The following is a 15,506-nucleotide window of genomic DNA, read 5'->3' as shown; positions in this document are numbered from 1 at the left end:
GCTCCCAACGCCGGCGGGCGGTCACAGGTGGTGGGCGTAGGACTCGTACGGCGCGTCCGGTTCGCCGGACGGGCGGAAGTGGTCGATGTTGCGCAGCGTCGTGTCCCACTCGGCGCGCGGCTTCCACTCGGCCCGCACCCGCATGCCCATCCGGACCTCCTCGGCCGCGCAGCCCAGCACCAGGTGCAGGAACGCGATGTCCGCACCGTCGAGCAGCACGTAGGCCGCGACGTAGGGCGGGGTGATGCGCTGGCCCAGGAACGGGACGTTGACGATGCAGAACGTCGTGACGATCCCGGTGTCCGGCAGCTCCACCTCCTGCTCGGTGGGCACGCCGTCGGTGGGGCAGGCGCCGCGCGGCGGGATGTAGACCTTGCGGCAGGCCGGGCACCGCTGGCCCAGCAACCGGCCCTCGGCGAGGCCGCGCAGGTAGCGGCTCTCCTCCGGGGAGGCGGAATGCCGGTAGTGCAGGTGGATCGGGGTGGTCAGCAGCTGCACGGGTTCGAGGCCGGAGTCGTCCCGCGGTGCGGCGGAGGTGGTGTCGCCGGGCGCACCGGCATCATCGGGCGAATCGGCGTCGCCGGGGGAATCGGGACCGTCGGGAACCGGGTCGAAGCAGGCGATGTCCCGGATGCCGCCGACCCGTTCCGCCGCCCACCGCGCCCGCACCCGCATCCCGGTGCGCATCCGGTCCGCCGAACCGGCGTCCACCGCGTGCAGCAGCGCGGTGTCCGCCCCGTCCAGCCGCACCAGCGCCCAGGCGAACCCGTGCGGCAGCGGCTGGCCTTCGAGCGGTTCCGGGATCCACGACCAGCTGCGCACCGTCCCGGTGTCGCCGACCTCGACGAACTCGTCGAGCGGGGCGGCGGTGACCGGGTCGTGCTCGACGGCGGGCACGTGCACCCGGCCGTCCGAGCCGCGCACCCCGGTGATCCGCCGCTGCCGCAACCCGGCGGCGAAGCGGCCGAGCACGGGGCCCGGCGAACGGGTGTAGTCGAAGCCGACTTCGAGCGGGGCGCTGAGCGGTTCCGCGATCTCGGTCACGCGATGAAGTGAAACATGTTCTCGCCAAGGCGGCAATGCTCGGCGCACGATGGGGACACCCGCGGCCACCCGGCCGCACCCCGACGCGAGGAGGCCCGCCGTGCGGCTCGGACTGCAACTCGGATATTGGGGCGCGGCGCCCCCGGCGGACGCCCCGGCACTGGTCGCCGCCGCGGAATCCGCCGGTTTCGACGGGGTTTTCGCCGCCGAGTCCTGGGGTTCCGATGCGTTCACCCCGCTGGCCTGGTGGGGCAGCGCCACCAGCCGGGTGCGGCTGGGCACCTCGGTGGCGCAGTTGTCCGCGCGGTCTCCGGCGGCCTGCGCGATGCACGCGCTCACCCTCGACCACCTCTCCGGCGGTCGCCACGTGCTCGGGCTCGGGGTGTCCGGGCCGCAGGTCGTGGAGGGCTGGTACGGCGCGCCGTTCGGGAAACCCCTGGCGCGCACCAGGGAATACGTCGACGTGGTGCGCCAGGTGCTGGCCCGCGAGGCGCCGGTGCGCAACAACGGCCCGCACTACCCGCTGCCCGCCACCGGCCCGGGCGCGCTCGGGCTCGGCAAGGCGCTGCGGCCGATCACCCACCCGCTGCGCGCCGACCTGCCGATCTGGCTCGGCGCCGAGGGCCCGCGCAACGTGGCGCAGACCGCGGAGATCGCCGACGGCTGGATCGCGGTGTACTTCTCGCCGCGCGCCGCCCCGCTCTACCAGCAGTGGCTCGCCGACGGCTTCGCCCGGCCCGGGGCGCGGCGGGACCGCGCCGGGTTCGAGGTCGCCGCCACCTGCCAGGTCGTGGTCACCGACGATCCGGCCGCGGCGAAGGAGCAGGTCAAGCCGTCGCTGGCGCTCTACATCGGCGGCATGGGCGCGACCCGGATGAACTTCCACGCCGACCTGTTCCGGCGGATGGGCTACGCCGCCGCGGTCGAGGAGATCACCGCGCACTTCCAGGCCGGGCGCCGCGCCGAGGCCGTCGCCGCGGTGCCGGACGAGCTCGTCGACGACGTCGCGATCATCGGCGACCGCGAGCAGGTCCGCGCCGGGGTCCGCGCCTGGCGGCGGGCCGGGGTGGACGTGCTGCTGGTGGGCTGCCGGGACGTCGCGCAGCTGCACGCGGTGGCGGACGCGGTGCTCGGCGCGGACGACGAGCCCTTGCCGTCGAAGTGAAACGCGTTCTAGCTTGGTGGGAACCGCCGGACCCCGGGGACAGGAGTGCGCCGTGACCGACATCGGACTCTGGAACATCGCCGCCGAACATCCCGGCCGCACCGCGCTGATCACCCCCGACGAACGGGAGATCGGCTACGGCGAACTCGCCGCCGAGGCCGACCGGCTCGGCCGCGGCTGGCAGGCGATGGGCCTCGAACCGGGCGACAGCGTGGTGCTGCTGCTGCCGAACGGACCCGAGCTGCTCGCCGCCTACTTCGCCGCGCTGCAGACCGGGCTGTACGTGGTCACGGTGAACTGGCACCTCGTCGGCGCCGAGATCGCCTACATCCTCGGCGACAGCGGGGCGAAGGCGTTCCTCGCGCACGAGCGCTTCGCCGCGGCCGCCACCGATGCCGCCGACCGCGCCGAGCTGGACGAGCACCGCCGGTTCGCCGTCGGCGAGGTCCCCGGGTTCCGGCCGCTGGCCGAGCTCGGCGCCGGCGAGCCCGCGACCCGCCCGGACGTGCGCACCGCGGGCTCGCCGATGCTCTACACCTCCGGCACCACGGGCAGGCCCAAGGGCGTCCGCCGGGCGCTGACCGGCGCCGATCCCGACCAGGTCCCGGTGTACTCGCAGTGGTTCTTCGGCATCTTCGGGCTGGAACCGTTCGACGGGCACGTGCACCTGTGCGGCTCGCCGCTGTACCACACCGCGGTGCTCAACTTCGCGAGCATTTCCCTGCAGCTGGGCCATCCGGTGGTGCTGGTGGACCGGTGGGACCCGGAACGGATGCTCGCGCTCGTCGAGCGGCACCGGGTGACGCACACGCACGTGGTGCCGACCCAGTTCCACCGGCTGCTGGCGCTGCCCGAGCAGGTGCGGGAGCGCTACGACGTCTCCTCGATGCGCGTCGCCATCCACGGAGCCGCGCCTTGCCCGATCGAGGTGAAGCAGCGGATGCTCGACTGGTGGGGCCCGGTGGTCGTCGAGTACTACGCGGCCACCGAGGGCGGCGGCACCGTGATCCCCGCCGCCGAGTGGCTGCGCAAACCCGGTTCGGTCGGCCGGGCCTGGCCCGGGTCGGTGGTGCGGGTGCTCGACGACGACGGCGCGGAGCTGCCGCCGGGGGAGGTCGGGACCGTGTACATGCGGATGGGCACCTCCAGCTTCGAGTACCACCAGGCCCCGGAGAAGACCCGCGAGGGACGCGTCGGCGACCTGTTCACCCTCGGCGACGTCGGGTACCTCGACGAGGACGGGTACCTGTACCTGCGGGACCGCAAGAGCGACCTGATCATCTCGGGCGGGGTGAACATCTACCCGGCGGAGATCGAGAACGCGCTCTCGGTGCACCCGAAGGTCGCCGACGTCGCCGTGTTCGGCGTGCCGCACGAGGACTGGGGCGAGCAGGTGAAGGCCGTCGTGCAGCCCGCGCCCGGCATCGCGGGGGAGGCGGCGCTCACCGCGGAACTGCTGGAGTTCGCCGCGGACCGCATCGCCGGGTTCAAGTTGCCGCGCATCGTCGACTACACCGACGAACTACCGCGCGACCCCAACGGCAAGCTCTACAAGCGCAAGCTCAAGTCCTGACCGCACCCGTCCGGACGGTTCAGGTGAACGGCTCCGCCCGATCGGACGGGCCGTTCACCCGGCGGTCATTCGCCGCGGAAGCGGGGCGTGCGCTTCTCCGCGAAGGCGCGGGGGCCCTCCTTCGCGTCGGCGCTGCGGAAGACCTCCAGGCCCAGCCGGGTGTCGACCTGGAAGGCCTCCTGCTCCGGCATGCCTTCGGTCTCGCGCATGGTGCGCAGGATCGCGCGCACCGCCAGCGGCCCGTTCGCGGCCACGAGCTCGGCGAGCTCCAGCGCGGTCGGCAGCGCCTCGCCGTCCGGCACCACCCGGCCGATCAGGCCGATCTCCGCGGCCTCCTCGGCGCTGAGGTGCCTGCCGGTCAGCAGGATCTCGGCGGCCCGCGCGTAGGGGATCTGCCGCGGCAGCCGCACCGCGGACCCGCCGAGCGGGAACAGGCCCCACCGGCACTCCGAGACGCCGAACCGCGCGCTGCGGCCCGCGATCCGGATGTCGGTGGCCTGCAGGATCTCGGTGCCGCCCGCGACGGCCGGGCCTTCGACGGCGGCGATGAGCGGTTTGGTGAGCCTGCGGCCCTTCAGCAGCGGTTCGATCACCGACAGGTCGCGGCCCGCCGTGGTGTCGCCGGGGTGGCTGCTGGTCATGGCCTTGAGGTCCGCGCCGGCGCAGAACGCGCCGCCCGCGCCGGTGAGCACGCAGGCGCGGATGCCGGGATCGGCGTCCACCTCGTCCCAGGCGCGCTGCATGATCGCCATCATCTCGGCGGACAGCGCGTTGCGGGCCTCGGGCCGGTTGAGCGTCACGACCAGCACCGGACCGCGCCGGTCCACCAGGCAGTGCGGGGATGTTCCGGACATGCGTTCCTCCGGGGGTGCGAGCGGGAAAGCCTTGCAGGGAAACGTGAACCGATCGGCCCGTTGCCTCGAACGATAACATGTTCTAATTTCGATCGGGTGGCACACAACATCGCGGATCTCTTCGAGCACGCCGTCGACCTGACACCCGAGCGCGTCGCCGTGATCTGCGGCGAGCACCGGGCCACCTTCGCCGAACTGGAACGCCGATCGAACCGGCTCGCCCACCACTGGGCCGCCCGCGGGCTGGGCCGGGGCTCGCACATCGGGGTGCACACCCGCAACCGCATCGAAGCCCTCGAAGCCATGCTGGCCGCGTACAAGCTGCGCGCGGTCGCGGTCAACGTCAACTACCGCTACGTGGCGGGAGAACTGCGCTACCTCTACGCGGACGCCGACCTCGTCGCGCTGGTGCACGAACGCCGCTACGCCGACCGGGTGGCGCAGGCGCTGCCGCCGGGGCTGCGGCACGTGCTCGTCCTGGAGGACGGCAGCGACCTGGACTGCGAGGCGACCCCCTACGAGACCGCCCTCGCCGAGGGCTCCGACGAGCGCGACTTCCCGGCCCGCTCCGACGACGACCTGTTCCTGCTCTACACCGGCGGCACCACCGGCGACCCGAAGGGCGTGATGTGGCGCCACGAGGACGTCTGGCGCACCCTCGGCGGCGGCATCGACTTCATGACCGGCGAACCGATGGCCGACGAGTGGCAGCAGGCCCGCGACGGCGCCACGAACGGCGGGCTGGTGCGCTTGCCGGCCGCCCCGTTCATCCACGGCGCCGCGCAGTGGGCCGCCTTCGGGAACCTGTTCGCCTGCAGCCCCGTCGTGATCGTCCCCGAGTTCGACCCGCACGAGATCTGGCGCGCCGTCGAACGCCACGGCGTGCACGTCCTGGCCATCACCGGCGACGCGATGGCCCGGCCGCTGATCGAAGCGCTGCACGAGGGCGAGCACGACGTGTCCTCGCTGGTCGCGATCTCCAGCAGCGCCGCGCTGTTCTCCCCGTCGGTGCAGCGCCAGTACCTCGACGCGCTGCCCGGCGTGCTGCTCACCGACTCCATCGGCAGCTCCGAGACCGGGTTCAGCGGCATCGGCGTGCTCAGCGCGGACACCTCGACCACCGGCGGGCCCCGGGTGAACGCCGACGCGGCGACCGCGATCATCGGCCGGGACGGGACGCTGCTGCCGCCGGACTCGACCGAGGTCGGGCTGCTCGCCCGCTCCGGGCACGTGCCGCTGGGCTACTACAAGGACCCGGACAAGACCGGCGCGGTGTTCGTGGAGATCGACGGCACCCGCTACGTGGTGCCCGGCGACTACGCCCGCTACGAAGCCGACGGCACCGTCACCATGCTCGGCCGCGGCTCGATGTCGGTGAACACCGGCGGCGAGAAGGTCTACCCCGAAGAGGTCGAGGGCGTGCTCAAGGCCCATCCCGCCGTGTTCGACGCGCTCGTGTTCGGCGTCCCCGACGAGCGGCTCGGGCAGTGCGTGGCCGCCGTCGTGCAGACCCGCGACGGGGCCGCGCCCGCCTGGGACGACCTGGACCGGCACGCGCGCGAGCACATCGCCGGGTACAAGGTGCCGCGCAAGCTGTGGCTGGCGGGGGAGGTGCGCCGCTCGCCCAGCGGCAAGCCGGACTACCGGTGGGCCCGCGGGTTCGCCGAGCGGTTCCGGCCGAGCTGCGCCCGCTCCGGCAGAACTCCCGCCGCAGCAGCCGAATCCGGCCCGCAGCGCACCGCCGCCGAGAAGTCCGACCCACCCGCCGACGACCCCGGCTCCGCCGCGCGGGACGCGGCCGAAAGGACCTCCTGATGCGCACCGACCTCTGCGACCGGCTCGGCATCGAGCACCCGATCGTCGCCTTCACCCCGTCCGAGCACGTCGCCGCCGCCGTCAGCCGCGCGGGCGGGCTGGGGGTGCTCGGCTGCGTGCGGTTCAACGACGCCGCCGAGCTCGACGCGGTCCTGGACTGGATGGACCGCAACACCGGCGACCGCCCGTACGGCGTGGACGTGGTGATGCCCTCCACCGTGCCCACCGAGGGGTCCGATGTGGACTTGGCGGCGATGGTGCCGCAGCAGCACCGGGATTTCGTGCGCCGCACCCTCGACCGGCTCGGCGTGCCGGAGCTGCCCGCCGGGCAGGAGACCGGGGACGCGGTGCTCGGCTGGCTGCACTCGGTGGCCCGCTCGCACGTGGACGTGGCGCTGCGGCACCCGGTCGCGCTCATCGCCAACGCGCTCGGTTCCCCGCCGCCGGACGTGATCGGCCGGGCCCACGAGCGCGGCGTGCAGGTCGCGGCGCTCGCCGGCAAGGCCGAGCACGCCCGCAGGCACGTCGAACAGGGCGTGGACCTGGTCGTGGCGCAGGGCCACGAGGCGGGCGGGCACACCGGCGAGATCGCCACCATGGTGCTGGTGCCGGAGATCGTGGACGCCGTCGGCGACCGCGCGCCGGTGCTCGCCGCGGGCGGCATCGGCTCCGGGCGCCAGATCGCGGCCGCGCTTGCCCTGGGCGCGAGCGGGGCGTGGATGGGTTCGTACTGGCTGGCGACCCGCGAGTACGCGCAGACCACCGGCGGCTCGGCGATGCAGCGGGCGCTGGTCGCCGCTGGTTCCGCGGACACGGTGCGCACCCGCATCTACACCGGCAAACCGGCGCGGCTGCTCAAGACCCGTTGGACCGAGGCGTGGAGCGAACCGGACGCGCCCGAGCCGCTGCCGATGCCGCTGCAGAACATCCTGGTCAGCGAGGCGCACCAGCGGATCAGCGCGGCCGAGGACCCGGAGGTGGTCTCGATGCCGGTGGGGCAGGTCGTGGGCCGGATGAACGCGGTGCGCGGCGTGGAGGAGCTGATGGGCGAGCTGCTCCGCGAGGCCGACGACACCCTCGCCCGCCTGGGCCGCCTGCGCTGACGCCCGTCGTCCGGGGCGGGCGGCGGGTGCTCGGCGCGCGACTTGACACGCAGGGCCTTTATCGATGATCGTGATATCGATGAACGATAAAGGAGACGATGTGCGGTACTCGGCGTCGACCAGGATCTCGGTGACCCTCTCGACGGTGCTCGCGGCGGGCAGCGCGGTGCTGTTCGCGGGGATGCTCGCCCGGCACGCGACCGACGACGGGGAGATCTGCGCCTTCACCGACAGCTGGGCGAACCTCGAACTCGCCGATCCGCCCGCCGCGGCCGCCGGGGTGCGCGTCGGCGGCAGCGGCGTCGTCCGGTTCTGCCTGCAGGACCCCGACGCGGTGCAGCGGATGTGGGACCTGGGGGTGCGGCTGCCGGGCTACCTGTTCGCGGCGGTGGCGCTGCTGCTGCTCACCGCGCTGCTGCGGACCGCGGTGCGCCACGGCGCGTTCACCGACCCGGTACCGCGCCGGATGACCGCGCTCGGCTGGTTCCTGGTGCTCGGCGGCCCGGTCGCCGCCGCGGTGACCGGGTGGTCGCGGCAGGCCCTGGTCGCGAGCACGGTCCCGGCGGCCACCCCGCCCGACGTGTTCGGCGGCGGCCAGCCGTGGCAGGCGATGAGCGGAAACCCGTTCCCGTGGTTCGCGGTGCTGGCCGGGCTCGCCGCCTTGATCTTCTCCCGGATCATGCGGGAAGCCGTGCGGATGCGCGAGGACCTGGCGGGGACGGTGTGACCGCCGACGACGAGCCGCACGGCGTCCGCGTGCACCTGGACCGGCTGCTGGCCGAGCGGGACATGACCCTGACCGAGCTCGGCGACCGGGTCGGCATCACCCTCGCGAACCTGTCGATCCTGAAGAACCAGCGGGCCAGGGCGATCCGGTTCTCCACGCTGGCCAAGATCTGCGCGGTGCTCGACTGCCAGCCCGGGGACCTGCTCAGCTTCGAGGAACCGGACGCGTAGCGCGGCCGTCCAGCTCGGCCGCCCGCTCCGGGGGCAGGGCCTCGTAGACCGGGTCCGGCCCGGGGCGCCACCACACCGGGTCCGGGCAGTTCCAGCGCTGGGCGGCGAGTTCGCGCTTGAGCACCTTGTGCGTGCCGGTGCGCGGCAGCTCCGCGGCGATCCGGACGAACCGCGGCAGCTGCTTCGGACCCAGATCCGGTTGCGCGGCCAGGAAATCACCGAGGTCGTCGAGCTCGTCGGCGAGCACCAGCGCCGCCATCACCTGGTCGCCGACCGCCGGGTCCGGCACCGCGTACACCGCGGCGTGCGCGATCGCCGGATGCCGCAGCAGCACCCGCTCGATCGGCGCGGCACCCAGGTTCTCCCCGCCGACGCGCAGCCATTCCGCGGAACGGCCCGCGAAGTAGCAGAACCCGTCCGCGTCGAGGTAGCCGAGGTCGCCGGACCGGTACATGCCGCCGCGCATCCGCTGCGCGTCGTCCTCCGGCGCGCCGTAGTAGCCGGCGAACCAGCCGGCGCCCGCGGTGTTGACCAGTTCGCCGACCGCCTCGTCCGGGTTGGCGAGCCGTCCGTCCCGGTCGAAGACCGCCACCGCGCACCGCCGCCCGGTGTCCGGGTGCAGCACCGCCACCCCGGGGCCGGGCCTGCCGAGCGAACCGGGTGGCGCGTCCGGGGTGCGGGCGATGGCGATGCCGCCTTCGGTGGAGCCGAACCCGTCCACCACCCGGCAGCCGAAGCGCTCCGCGAACCGCGCCAGGTCCCGCTCGGCGCCCTCGTTGCCGTAGGCGATCCGCAGCGGGTTGTCCGCGTCGTCCGGCCGCGGCGGGGTGGCCAGCACGTACGACAGGGGCGTGCCGACGTAGTTCGCGTAGGTGGCGCCGAACCGGCGCACGTCGGGCAGGAACTCCGACGCGGAGAACCGGCGCCGCAACGAGATCGCCGCGCCCGCCGCCAGGCCCACCGCCCACCCGGCGAACAGCGCGTTCGAGTGGAACAGCGGCATCGACACGTACGTGCCGTCCCGCCCGCCCAGCCGGAACCGGTCGGCGAGCATCCGGCCCGGGAACGCGACCTTGCCGTGCGTGCAGCGCACCGCCTTCGGCTCGCCGCCGGTGCCGGAGGTGAACAGCAGCGCGAACAGGTCGTCCGGGGTGGCGGGCACCGGGTCGAGCGGGGCGCCGCGGTGCCCGGCCAGCGCCCGCTCCCACTCCGGGGAGCCGAGCACCAGCACCTCGGCGTCGAGCTCGGCGCCGTCCAGCAGCGGGGCGTGCCGCGGCTCGGTCAGCACCAACGCGCAGTCCGCGAGCCGCACGTCCCGGGCCAGCGCCGCGCCCCGCCGGCCCGGGTTGAGCCCCGCCAGCACTGTGCCGGACAGCGCGGCCGCGCCCAGCAGGAAGGAGAACTCCGGCACGTTGTCCAGCAGCACCCCGACGTGCGGCGGCCCGTCGGCGGGCAGCAGCGCGCGGAGCAGGGCGGCGAGTTCGGCGCTGCGCCGCACGTGCTCGGCCCAGCTCCACTCCCGGTCCTCGAAGCGCAGTCCCGGCCGCGGGTCGTCGGCCCGCGCCAGCAGCAGCTCGGTCACCGTCGGAGTCCGCTCAACCATGCCCGCTCCTCCCGTCGCTTCGATTTCCCACTTGTGTTGCGTAGCACTGGGGTGGCGGAACCTCAGCGGCTTCCTCGCTGCCCGCTTTTCGGTGTGGCCGCGATTTCTGATGTATGTCAAACACACGGCGAAATCGCTGTCCTCGCGAGGAAGCCGCTGAGAACCCGCGGGTGGTCTTGTTGCTCTGGTGGTCGCTGCTCAGCGGCTTCGCCGCTGACAAGAAAACGGCAAGGCCCAGTGGGCGCTACGCAACACGAGTGGAAGACAAGCCAGTCAGTCCAAGGAGATTTCGTCGGTGGCCAGCGCCGCGCCGATGCGGTGCAGCTGCGCGGTGGCGCCGCCGAGGGCGAACTCGCGGCGCTTGGCTGCGGTGAAGTAGCGGTGCAGGTCGTGGTCCAGGTCGATGCCCGTGCCGCCGTGCACGTGGACCGCGGTATGCGCCACGCGGTGCCCGGCTTCGGCGGCCCAGAACTTCGCGACGGCCACCTCGGCGGCGCACGGCAGGTCCTGCGCGGCCCGGTACGCGGCCTGCCACAGCGTGAGCCGGACGGCCTCCACGTCGACGTAGGCGTCGGCGAGCCGCTGCGAGACCGCCTGGAAGGTGCCGATCGGGCGGTCGAACTGGACGCGTTCGCGGGCGTGCGCGGCGGTGAGCTCCAGCGCCCGCTCCAGCACGCCGAGCTGTTCGGCGCACGCCCCGAGCGCGTACCGGTCGGCGAGCCACCGCGCGACCTCGGCGCCGCCGAGCAGCCGGTCCGCGTCGAGCGCGACCGCCGCCAGCTCCAGCACCGCTTCCGCGTCCCCGTCCACGACCTGCTGCGCCCGCACCGAGACGCCCGGGTCGGCGGCGGCGACCACGAACACCCGGGTGCCGTCCGGGGTCGTGGCGGGGACGAGGAACGCGTCGGCGACCGTCCCGGCGGGCACCGCGACCTTCGCGCCGTGCAGCACCCACCGCTCGTCCGCCCGTTCGGCGCGGGTCGCGGGCGGGTCCGGAACGGGTTCGGCGCCTTCGGCGAACGCGGCGGTGAGCACGAGCTCGCCGCCGCCCGCGGGCCGCGCCCAGCGCTCGCACTGCTGCTCGTCGCCGAACCGGGCGAGCGCACCCGCCCCGGCGACCAGGGACGCCAGGTACGGCACCGGGGCGACGGCGCGGCCCAGTTCCACCAGCACCGCGCACTGCTCCAGCGGTCCGCAGCCCCCGCCGCCGAGGGAATCGGGCAGCCCGGCGCCGAGCACGCCCGCCTTCGCCAATTCCGCCCACAGCGCGCGGTCGAAGCGCTCCGGCCCGGATTCCACTTCGCGCAACCGCTCGGTGGTGACCCGGTCGGTCGTGATCCGGCGGGTCAGCTCGGTGAGGTCCTGCTGCTGCTCAGTGGGGGTGAAGTCCATCGCGGTGCTCCTCTGCGAGTGGTGGGTTCCGGCGCTCGTCACCGGCGGGCGCGCGGCAGGCCGAGGCCCGCGGTGGCGACGATGTCGCGCTGCACCTCGTTGGTGCCGCCGCCGAAGGTGAGGATCAGCGCGGCCCGGTGCATCCGCTCGACCCGGCCGCGCAGCGCCGCACCCGGCGAGCCGCCGCGCACGTGCCCCGCGGGCCCGAGCACCTCCATCAGCAGCCGGTAGGCCTCGATCGCTAGCTCGGTGCCGTAGACCTTCGTCGCCGATGCCGCGGCGGGCGCCGGTTCCCGCTCGGCGGTCCAGGCGATCTTCCAGTTCATCAGCTTGAGCACCTCGGCCCCCGCGTGCACCCGCGCCAGGTGCGAGCGCACCCACTCCTGGTCGAGCACCCGGCGCCCGTCGGCGAGTTCGGTGCGCCGCGCCCACTCCCGCACCTGCCCGAGCGCCGCGATGATCGGGGCCGCGGAGGTCAGGGCGACCCGTTCGTGGTTGAGCTGGTTGGTGATCAGCGGCCACCCGCCGTTCTCGGCGCCGACCAGCGCGCTCACCGGCACCCGCACGTCCTCGTAGTAGGTGGCGCTGGTGGTGGGCCCGGCGACGGTGCGCACCGGGGTCCAGGAGAAGCCGGGGGAGTCGGTCGGCACGACCAGCACGCTGAGGCCCTCGTGCTTGCGGGCGTCCGGGTCGGTGCGGCAGGCCAGCCAGATGTGGTCGGCGTACTGCACCAGGCTCGTCCACATCTTCTGCCCGTTGATCACGTAGTGGTCGCCGTCGCGCACCGCGGTGGTGCGCAGCGAGGCGAGATCGGTCCCCGCCTCGGGTTCGGAGTAGCCGATGGCGAAGTGCAGTTCGCCCGAAGCGATGCCCGGCAGGTACCGGGCGCGCTGCTCCGGGGTGCCGTAGCGCATGATCGTCGGGGCGATGCTGTTGAGCGTCAGGAACGGCACCGGGACGCCGGCCACGGCCGCCTCGTCGGTGAAGATGAGCTGTTCCAGCATGGTGCCGCCGTGGCCGCCGTGTTCGCGGGGCCAGCCGAGGGTGAGCCAGCCGTCGGCGCCGAGCCTGCGCACGACCCGCTCGTAGGCCCCGCCGTCGCCGTAGTCGCCGTCGCCGGTCAGTTCGGCGCGCAGCTCGTCGGTCATCAGGTCCGCGAAGTAGTCGCGCAGCCGTTGCCGCAGCCGCTGCTGCTCGGGGGTGAAGCCGATGTGCATGGGGCCTCCTGGCGCGAGCGATGCACGGTTCGAGTGCAACGTGTTGCAGTGACCATAGACCGGCGGGCGCTCGCGGGTCGACCTTCCTCCTACCGGTCGTCATCCATCGATTCCGGAGGTCCCGGTCGGTTAGCGTGGAACGCGTTCTAGGTTCGGAACCTCGCCGGGGCGGGGCGCGCTGGTCCGCTCGGGTGATCCGGCGGCCGGACGGTGTCCCGGGGCGGGTGCGGCTCGTTGTCCTCGCAGGAGGCCGGTGCCGATCCGTCGCGCGGACAGGGGTCCACGAGTGCGGAGGTGGTCATGGAGATCGGCGTGCGACCGGAGCTGTGCGAGGCTAACGGGGTCTGCGCCGGGCTCGCTCCGGAGGTCTTCGAGCTGGACGAGGACGAGCGGCTACACGTCCACCGCCCCGTCCCCGCCGAACGGGTAGAACGTGTTACCAAAGCGGTGCAGCTGTGCCCCAAAGGGGCGTTGTACTTCGTTGAGGGGCCGGATGAACTCGGGTCTTGAGCAGAACGGTAACAAGTTCTACCGTGTGGCGCAGGCAACGGTCCGCTCCGGCGGGCGTGGACGCGACGAGGGGACAGGACCGTGGAAGCAGCGGTGCTCGATCAGATCGGCGACGACCGGCTCCACGTCCGCGCGGACGCGGCCGTGGTGGCTCCCGGGCCAGGTGAAGTGCACGTGCGGATCCGCGCGGCCGGCATCTGCCACAGCGACCTGTCCGCGATGAACGGCACGCTTCCCGCGCTCGCCCCCGGCGTGATGGGCCACGAAGGCGCGGGGGAAGTGCTCGCCGTCGGCGACCAGGTGACCGACCTGGTGCCCGGCGACCACGTCACCATCACCTTCGTCCCGCCCTGCGGGACCTGCCGGGAATGCCTGCACGGCCAGCCGCACCTGTGTGCGGTGCACACCGTCGCCGCGTTCACCTCGCCGCGCTTCGAGGTCGGCTCCCAGCCGGTCTTCGGCTTCGCCGGCTGCGGCACCTTCGCCGAGGAGCTGGTGCTGCCCCGCGCCGGGGCGATCAAGGTCGAGCCGGACGTGCCGTTCGAGGTGGCCGCGCTGCTGGGCTGCGGGGTGCTGACCGGCGTGGGTGCGGTGCTCAACACCGCCCGGATCGAACCGGGCGCCACCGTCGCCGTCATCGGCTGCGGCGGCGTCGGGATCTCGGTGGTCCAGGGGGCGCGGCTGGCCGGGGCGACCACGATCGTCGCGGTGGACCCGGTGGTCGGCAAGCACGCCGGGGCTCGCCGGTTCGGCGCGACGCACACCGCCACCCCCGACGGCTTCGACGAGCTCAAGCAGGAGCTCACCGGCGGCGCCGGGTTCGACTGCGCCATCGAGGTCGTGGGGCTGGCGGGCACCATCCGCGCCGCCTACGACGCCACCCGCCGCGGCGGCAGCACCGTCATCGTCGGCGCGGGCGGGGCGGAGCAGAAGGTCGAGTTCACCGCGCAGGAGCTGTTCCTCAACGAGCGCAGGATCCTGCCGTCCTTCTACGGCTCGGCCGACCCGCGCCGGGACATCGACCGGATGCTGCGGTTCTGGCGCGCCGGGCTGCTCGACCTGGAGGGCATGGTCAGCAGGCGGCTGCCGCTGTCCGAGATCAACGACGGGCTGGCCGCGCTGCAGGGCGGCGATGCCGCGCTGGTGCGCCAGATCGTCACCTTCGACTAGACCGCCGACCGGCCGGGCCGCCGACCGGCCGGGCCGCCGACCGGCCGGGCCGCCGACCGGCCGGGCCGCCGACCGGCCGGGCCGCCGACCGGCCGGGCGACCGACCGGCTGAGCCACTGATCTGCCGGGCCACTGACCGGTTTCGCCACCGAGCGGCCCGGCCACCGATCACCGGAGCATCCGACCTGAGGAGTCCACTGTGGAGCAGAGTCCGGAGCTGCGGCTGGACGGGCGGGTCGCCGTGGTCACCGGCGCGGGCGCCGGGCTCGGCCGGGCCGAGGCGCTCGCGCTCGCCGGAGCGGGGGCGAGCCTCGTGCTCAACGACGTCTCCGCCGCCGCCGACGACGTCGCCGCCGAGATCACCAAAGCGGGCGGCCGGGCCGTCGCGGTGCGCGGCGACGTGGCCGAGCGGGACACCGCGGACGGGCTGCTGGCCGCCGCGCTGGAGCACTTCGGCGGCCTGCACGTGGTGGTGAACAACGCGGGCGTGCTGCGCGACCGGATGGTGTTCGGCATGTCCGACCAGGACTGGGACGAGGTGGTCCGGGTGCACCTGCGCGGCCACTTCCTGCTCACCCGGGCCGCCACCGCGCACTGGCGCCGGCTGTGCAAGGAGACCGGCGCCGAGGTCGGCGCCCGGATCGTGAACACCGCTTCCGAGGCGTTCCTGCTCGGGTCCGGCGGCCAGCCGAACTACGCGGCCGCGAAGGCCGGGATCGCCGCGCTCACCGTCTCCACCGCCCGCGCCACCGCCCGCTACGGAGTGCGCGCCAACGCGATCTGCCCGCGCGCCCGCACCGCCATGACCGAGGACGTCTTCGGCCCGGCGCCGGACGACGGCGTGGACCCGCTGTCCACCGAGCACGTCGCACCGTTCGTCGCCTACCTGGCGGCCCCGGCCGCCGGCGCCGTCAACGGCCAGGTGTTCGTGGTGCACGGCGGGAAGGTGGCGCTGATGGCCCCGCCGACGATCGAGCGCCGCTTCGACGCCGCCGGACCCACCTGGACCACCGAGGAGCTGCACCGGGCCGTCGGCGGCCACTTCGCCGACCGCGCGGGCGGCATGTTCACCAGCGACGACCTGCTGTCGCTGGGCTAGGCCC

At 73.9% G+C, this 15,506-nt stretch carries 14 protein-coding genes; 9 read left to right on the top strand and 5 right to left on the bottom strand.

The window, feature by feature from the left end:
* Positions 1-21: 21 nt before the first annotated feature.
* A complete protein-coding gene (locus H1226_RS14685) occupies positions 22-1,044 on the bottom strand; it encodes a Zn-ribbon domain-containing OB-fold protein (RefSeq protein ID WP_258341216.1) in 1,023 nt (340 codons plus the stop codon).
* Between the two features lie 100 nt (positions 1,045-1,144).
* Between H1226_RS14685 and H1226_RS14680 the strand changes: the two genes are divergently transcribed.
* Complete coding sequence (locus H1226_RS14680; RefSeq protein ID WP_258341215.1) at positions 1,145-2,209, top strand: LLM class F420-dependent oxidoreductase; 1,065 nt, start codon at positions 1,145-1,147, stop codon at positions 2,207-2,209.
* A 52-nt stretch (positions 2,210-2,261) separates the two neighbouring features.
* Entirely contained in the window at positions 2,262-3,782 is a 1,521-nt protein-coding gene (locus H1226_RS14675; RefSeq protein ID WP_258341214.1) for an acyl-CoA synthetase, read from the top strand.
* A 65-nt stretch (positions 3,783-3,847) separates the two neighbouring features.
* On the opposite strand, the gene H1226_RS14670 is transcribed toward H1226_RS14675, so the two are convergent.
* Positions 3,848-4,636 carry a crotonase/enoyl-CoA hydratase family protein gene (locus H1226_RS14670; RefSeq protein ID WP_258341213.1) on the bottom strand — a complete coding sequence of 263 codons (789 nt, stop codon included), beginning with the start codon at positions 4,634-4,636 and terminating at the stop codon, positions 3,848-3,850.
* 96 nt (positions 4,637-4,732) lie between these two features.
* Between H1226_RS14670 and H1226_RS14665 the strand changes: the two genes are divergently transcribed.
* From H1226_RS14665 to H1226_RS14650, 4 genes are all read left to right on the top strand, one after another.
* A complete protein-coding gene (locus tag H1226_RS14665; RefSeq protein WP_258341212.1) occupies positions 4,733-6,451 on the top strand; it encodes an acyl-CoA synthetase in 1,719 nt (572 codons plus the stop codon).
* On the top strand, positions 6,451-7,554 hold the full coding sequence (locus H1226_RS14660) for an NAD(P)H-dependent flavin oxidoreductase (RefSeq protein WP_258341211.1): 1,104 nt from the start codon (positions 6,451-6,453) through the stop codon (positions 7,552-7,554). The genes H1226_RS14665 and H1226_RS14660 overlap by 1 nt, the downstream gene beginning before the upstream one ends.
* A gap of 79 nt (positions 7,555-7,633) precedes the next feature.
* Positions 7,634-8,281, top strand: coding sequence for a DUF2975 domain-containing protein (locus tag H1226_RS14655; protein WP_258341210.1), 648 nt, complete (start codon positions 7,634-7,636; stop codon positions 8,279-8,281).
* Positions 8,278-8,511, top strand: a complete 234-nt coding sequence (locus H1226_RS14650) for a helix-turn-helix domain-containing protein (protein WP_455363828.1) — start codon at positions 8,278-8,280, stop codon at positions 8,509-8,511. The genes H1226_RS14655 and H1226_RS14650 overlap by 4 nt, the downstream gene beginning before the upstream one ends.
* Here H1226_RS14650 and H1226_RS14645 read toward each other — a convergent pair.
* From H1226_RS14645 to H1226_RS14635, 3 genes are all read right to left on the bottom strand, one after another.
* Positions 8,486-10,114 (bottom strand): long-chain-fatty-acid--CoA ligase, encoded by a 1,629-nt coding sequence (locus H1226_RS14645; protein WP_258341209.1) that lies wholly within the window; start codon positions 10,112-10,114, stop codon positions 8,486-8,488. The two genes, H1226_RS14650 and H1226_RS14645, sit on opposite strands and share 26 nt — an antisense overlap.
* Before the next feature lie 273 nt (positions 10,115-10,387).
* A complete protein-coding gene (locus H1226_RS14640) occupies positions 10,388-11,506 on the bottom strand; it encodes an acyl-CoA dehydrogenase family protein (RefSeq protein WP_258341208.1) in 1,119 nt (372 codons plus the stop codon).
* A 38-nt stretch (positions 11,507-11,544) separates the two neighbouring features.
* Positions 11,545-12,723, bottom strand: coding sequence for an acyl-CoA dehydrogenase family protein (locus H1226_RS14635; protein ID WP_258341207.1), 1,179 nt, complete (start codon positions 12,721-12,723; stop codon positions 11,545-11,547).
* A 300-nt stretch (positions 12,724-13,023) separates the two neighbouring features.
* Here H1226_RS14635 and H1226_RS14630 point away from each other — a divergent pair, with 300 nt between their 5' ends.
* The 3 genes from H1226_RS14630 to H1226_RS14620 all read left to right on the top strand — a co-directional run bounded on the left by H1226_RS14630 (position 13,024) and on the right by H1226_RS14620 (position 15,502).
* On the top strand, positions 13,024-13,233 hold the full coding sequence (locus tag H1226_RS14630; protein ID WP_258341206.1) for a ferredoxin: 210 nt from the start codon (positions 13,024-13,026) through the stop codon (positions 13,231-13,233).
* 93 nt (positions 13,234-13,326) lie between these two features.
* Positions 13,327-14,403 carry a Zn-dependent alcohol dehydrogenase gene (locus H1226_RS14625; protein ID WP_258341205.1) on the top strand — a complete coding sequence of 359 codons (1,077 nt, stop codon included), beginning with the start codon at positions 13,327-13,329 and terminating at the stop codon, positions 14,401-14,403.
* Positions 14,404-14,620: 217 nt separating this feature from the next.
* On the top strand, positions 14,621-15,502 hold the full coding sequence (locus H1226_RS14620) for a 3-oxoacyl-ACP reductase (RefSeq protein ID WP_258349417.1): 882 nt from the start codon (positions 14,621-14,623) through the stop codon (positions 15,500-15,502).
* Positions 15,503-15,506: the final 4 nt, after the last annotated feature.

The organism is Saccharopolyspora gregorii (genome assembly GCF_024734405.1).
GTDB lineage: Bacteria > Actinomycetota > Actinomycetes > Mycobacteriales > Pseudonocardiaceae > Saccharopolyspora_C > Saccharopolyspora_C gregorii.
Note: the sequence above shows the minus strand (reverse complement) of the source record. Positions and strands in the feature narration are given on the sequence as shown.

Excerpts from the sequence above, each read along its gene's own strand:
- H1226_RS14670 (WP_258341213.1), bottom strand. The coding sequence starts at position 4,636 with ATGTCCGGAACATCCCCGCACTGCCTGGTGGACCGGCGCGGTCCGGTG.
- H1226_RS14660 (WP_258341211.1), top strand. The coding sequence starts at position 6,451 with ATGCGCACCGACCTCTGCGACCGGCTCGGCATCGAGCACCCGATCGTC.
- H1226_RS14655 (WP_258341210.1), top strand. The coding sequence starts at position 7,634 with ATGAACGATAAAGGAGACGATGTGCGGTACTCGGCGTCGACCAGGATC.
- H1226_RS14645 (WP_258341209.1), bottom strand. The coding sequence starts at position 10,114 with ATGGTTGAGCGGACTCCGACGGTGACCGAGCTGCTGCTGGCGCGGGCC.
- H1226_RS14640 (WP_258341208.1), bottom strand. The coding sequence starts at position 11,506 with ATGGACTTCACCCCCACTGAGCAGCAGCAGGACCTCACCGAGCTGACC.
- H1226_RS14635 (WP_258341207.1), bottom strand. The coding sequence starts at position 12,723 with ATGCACATCGGCTTCACCCCCGAGCAGCAGCGGCTGCGGCAACGGCTG.
- H1226_RS14630 (WP_258341206.1), top strand. The coding sequence starts at position 13,024 with ATGGAGATCGGCGTGCGACCGGAGCTGTGCGAGGCTAACGGGGTCTGC.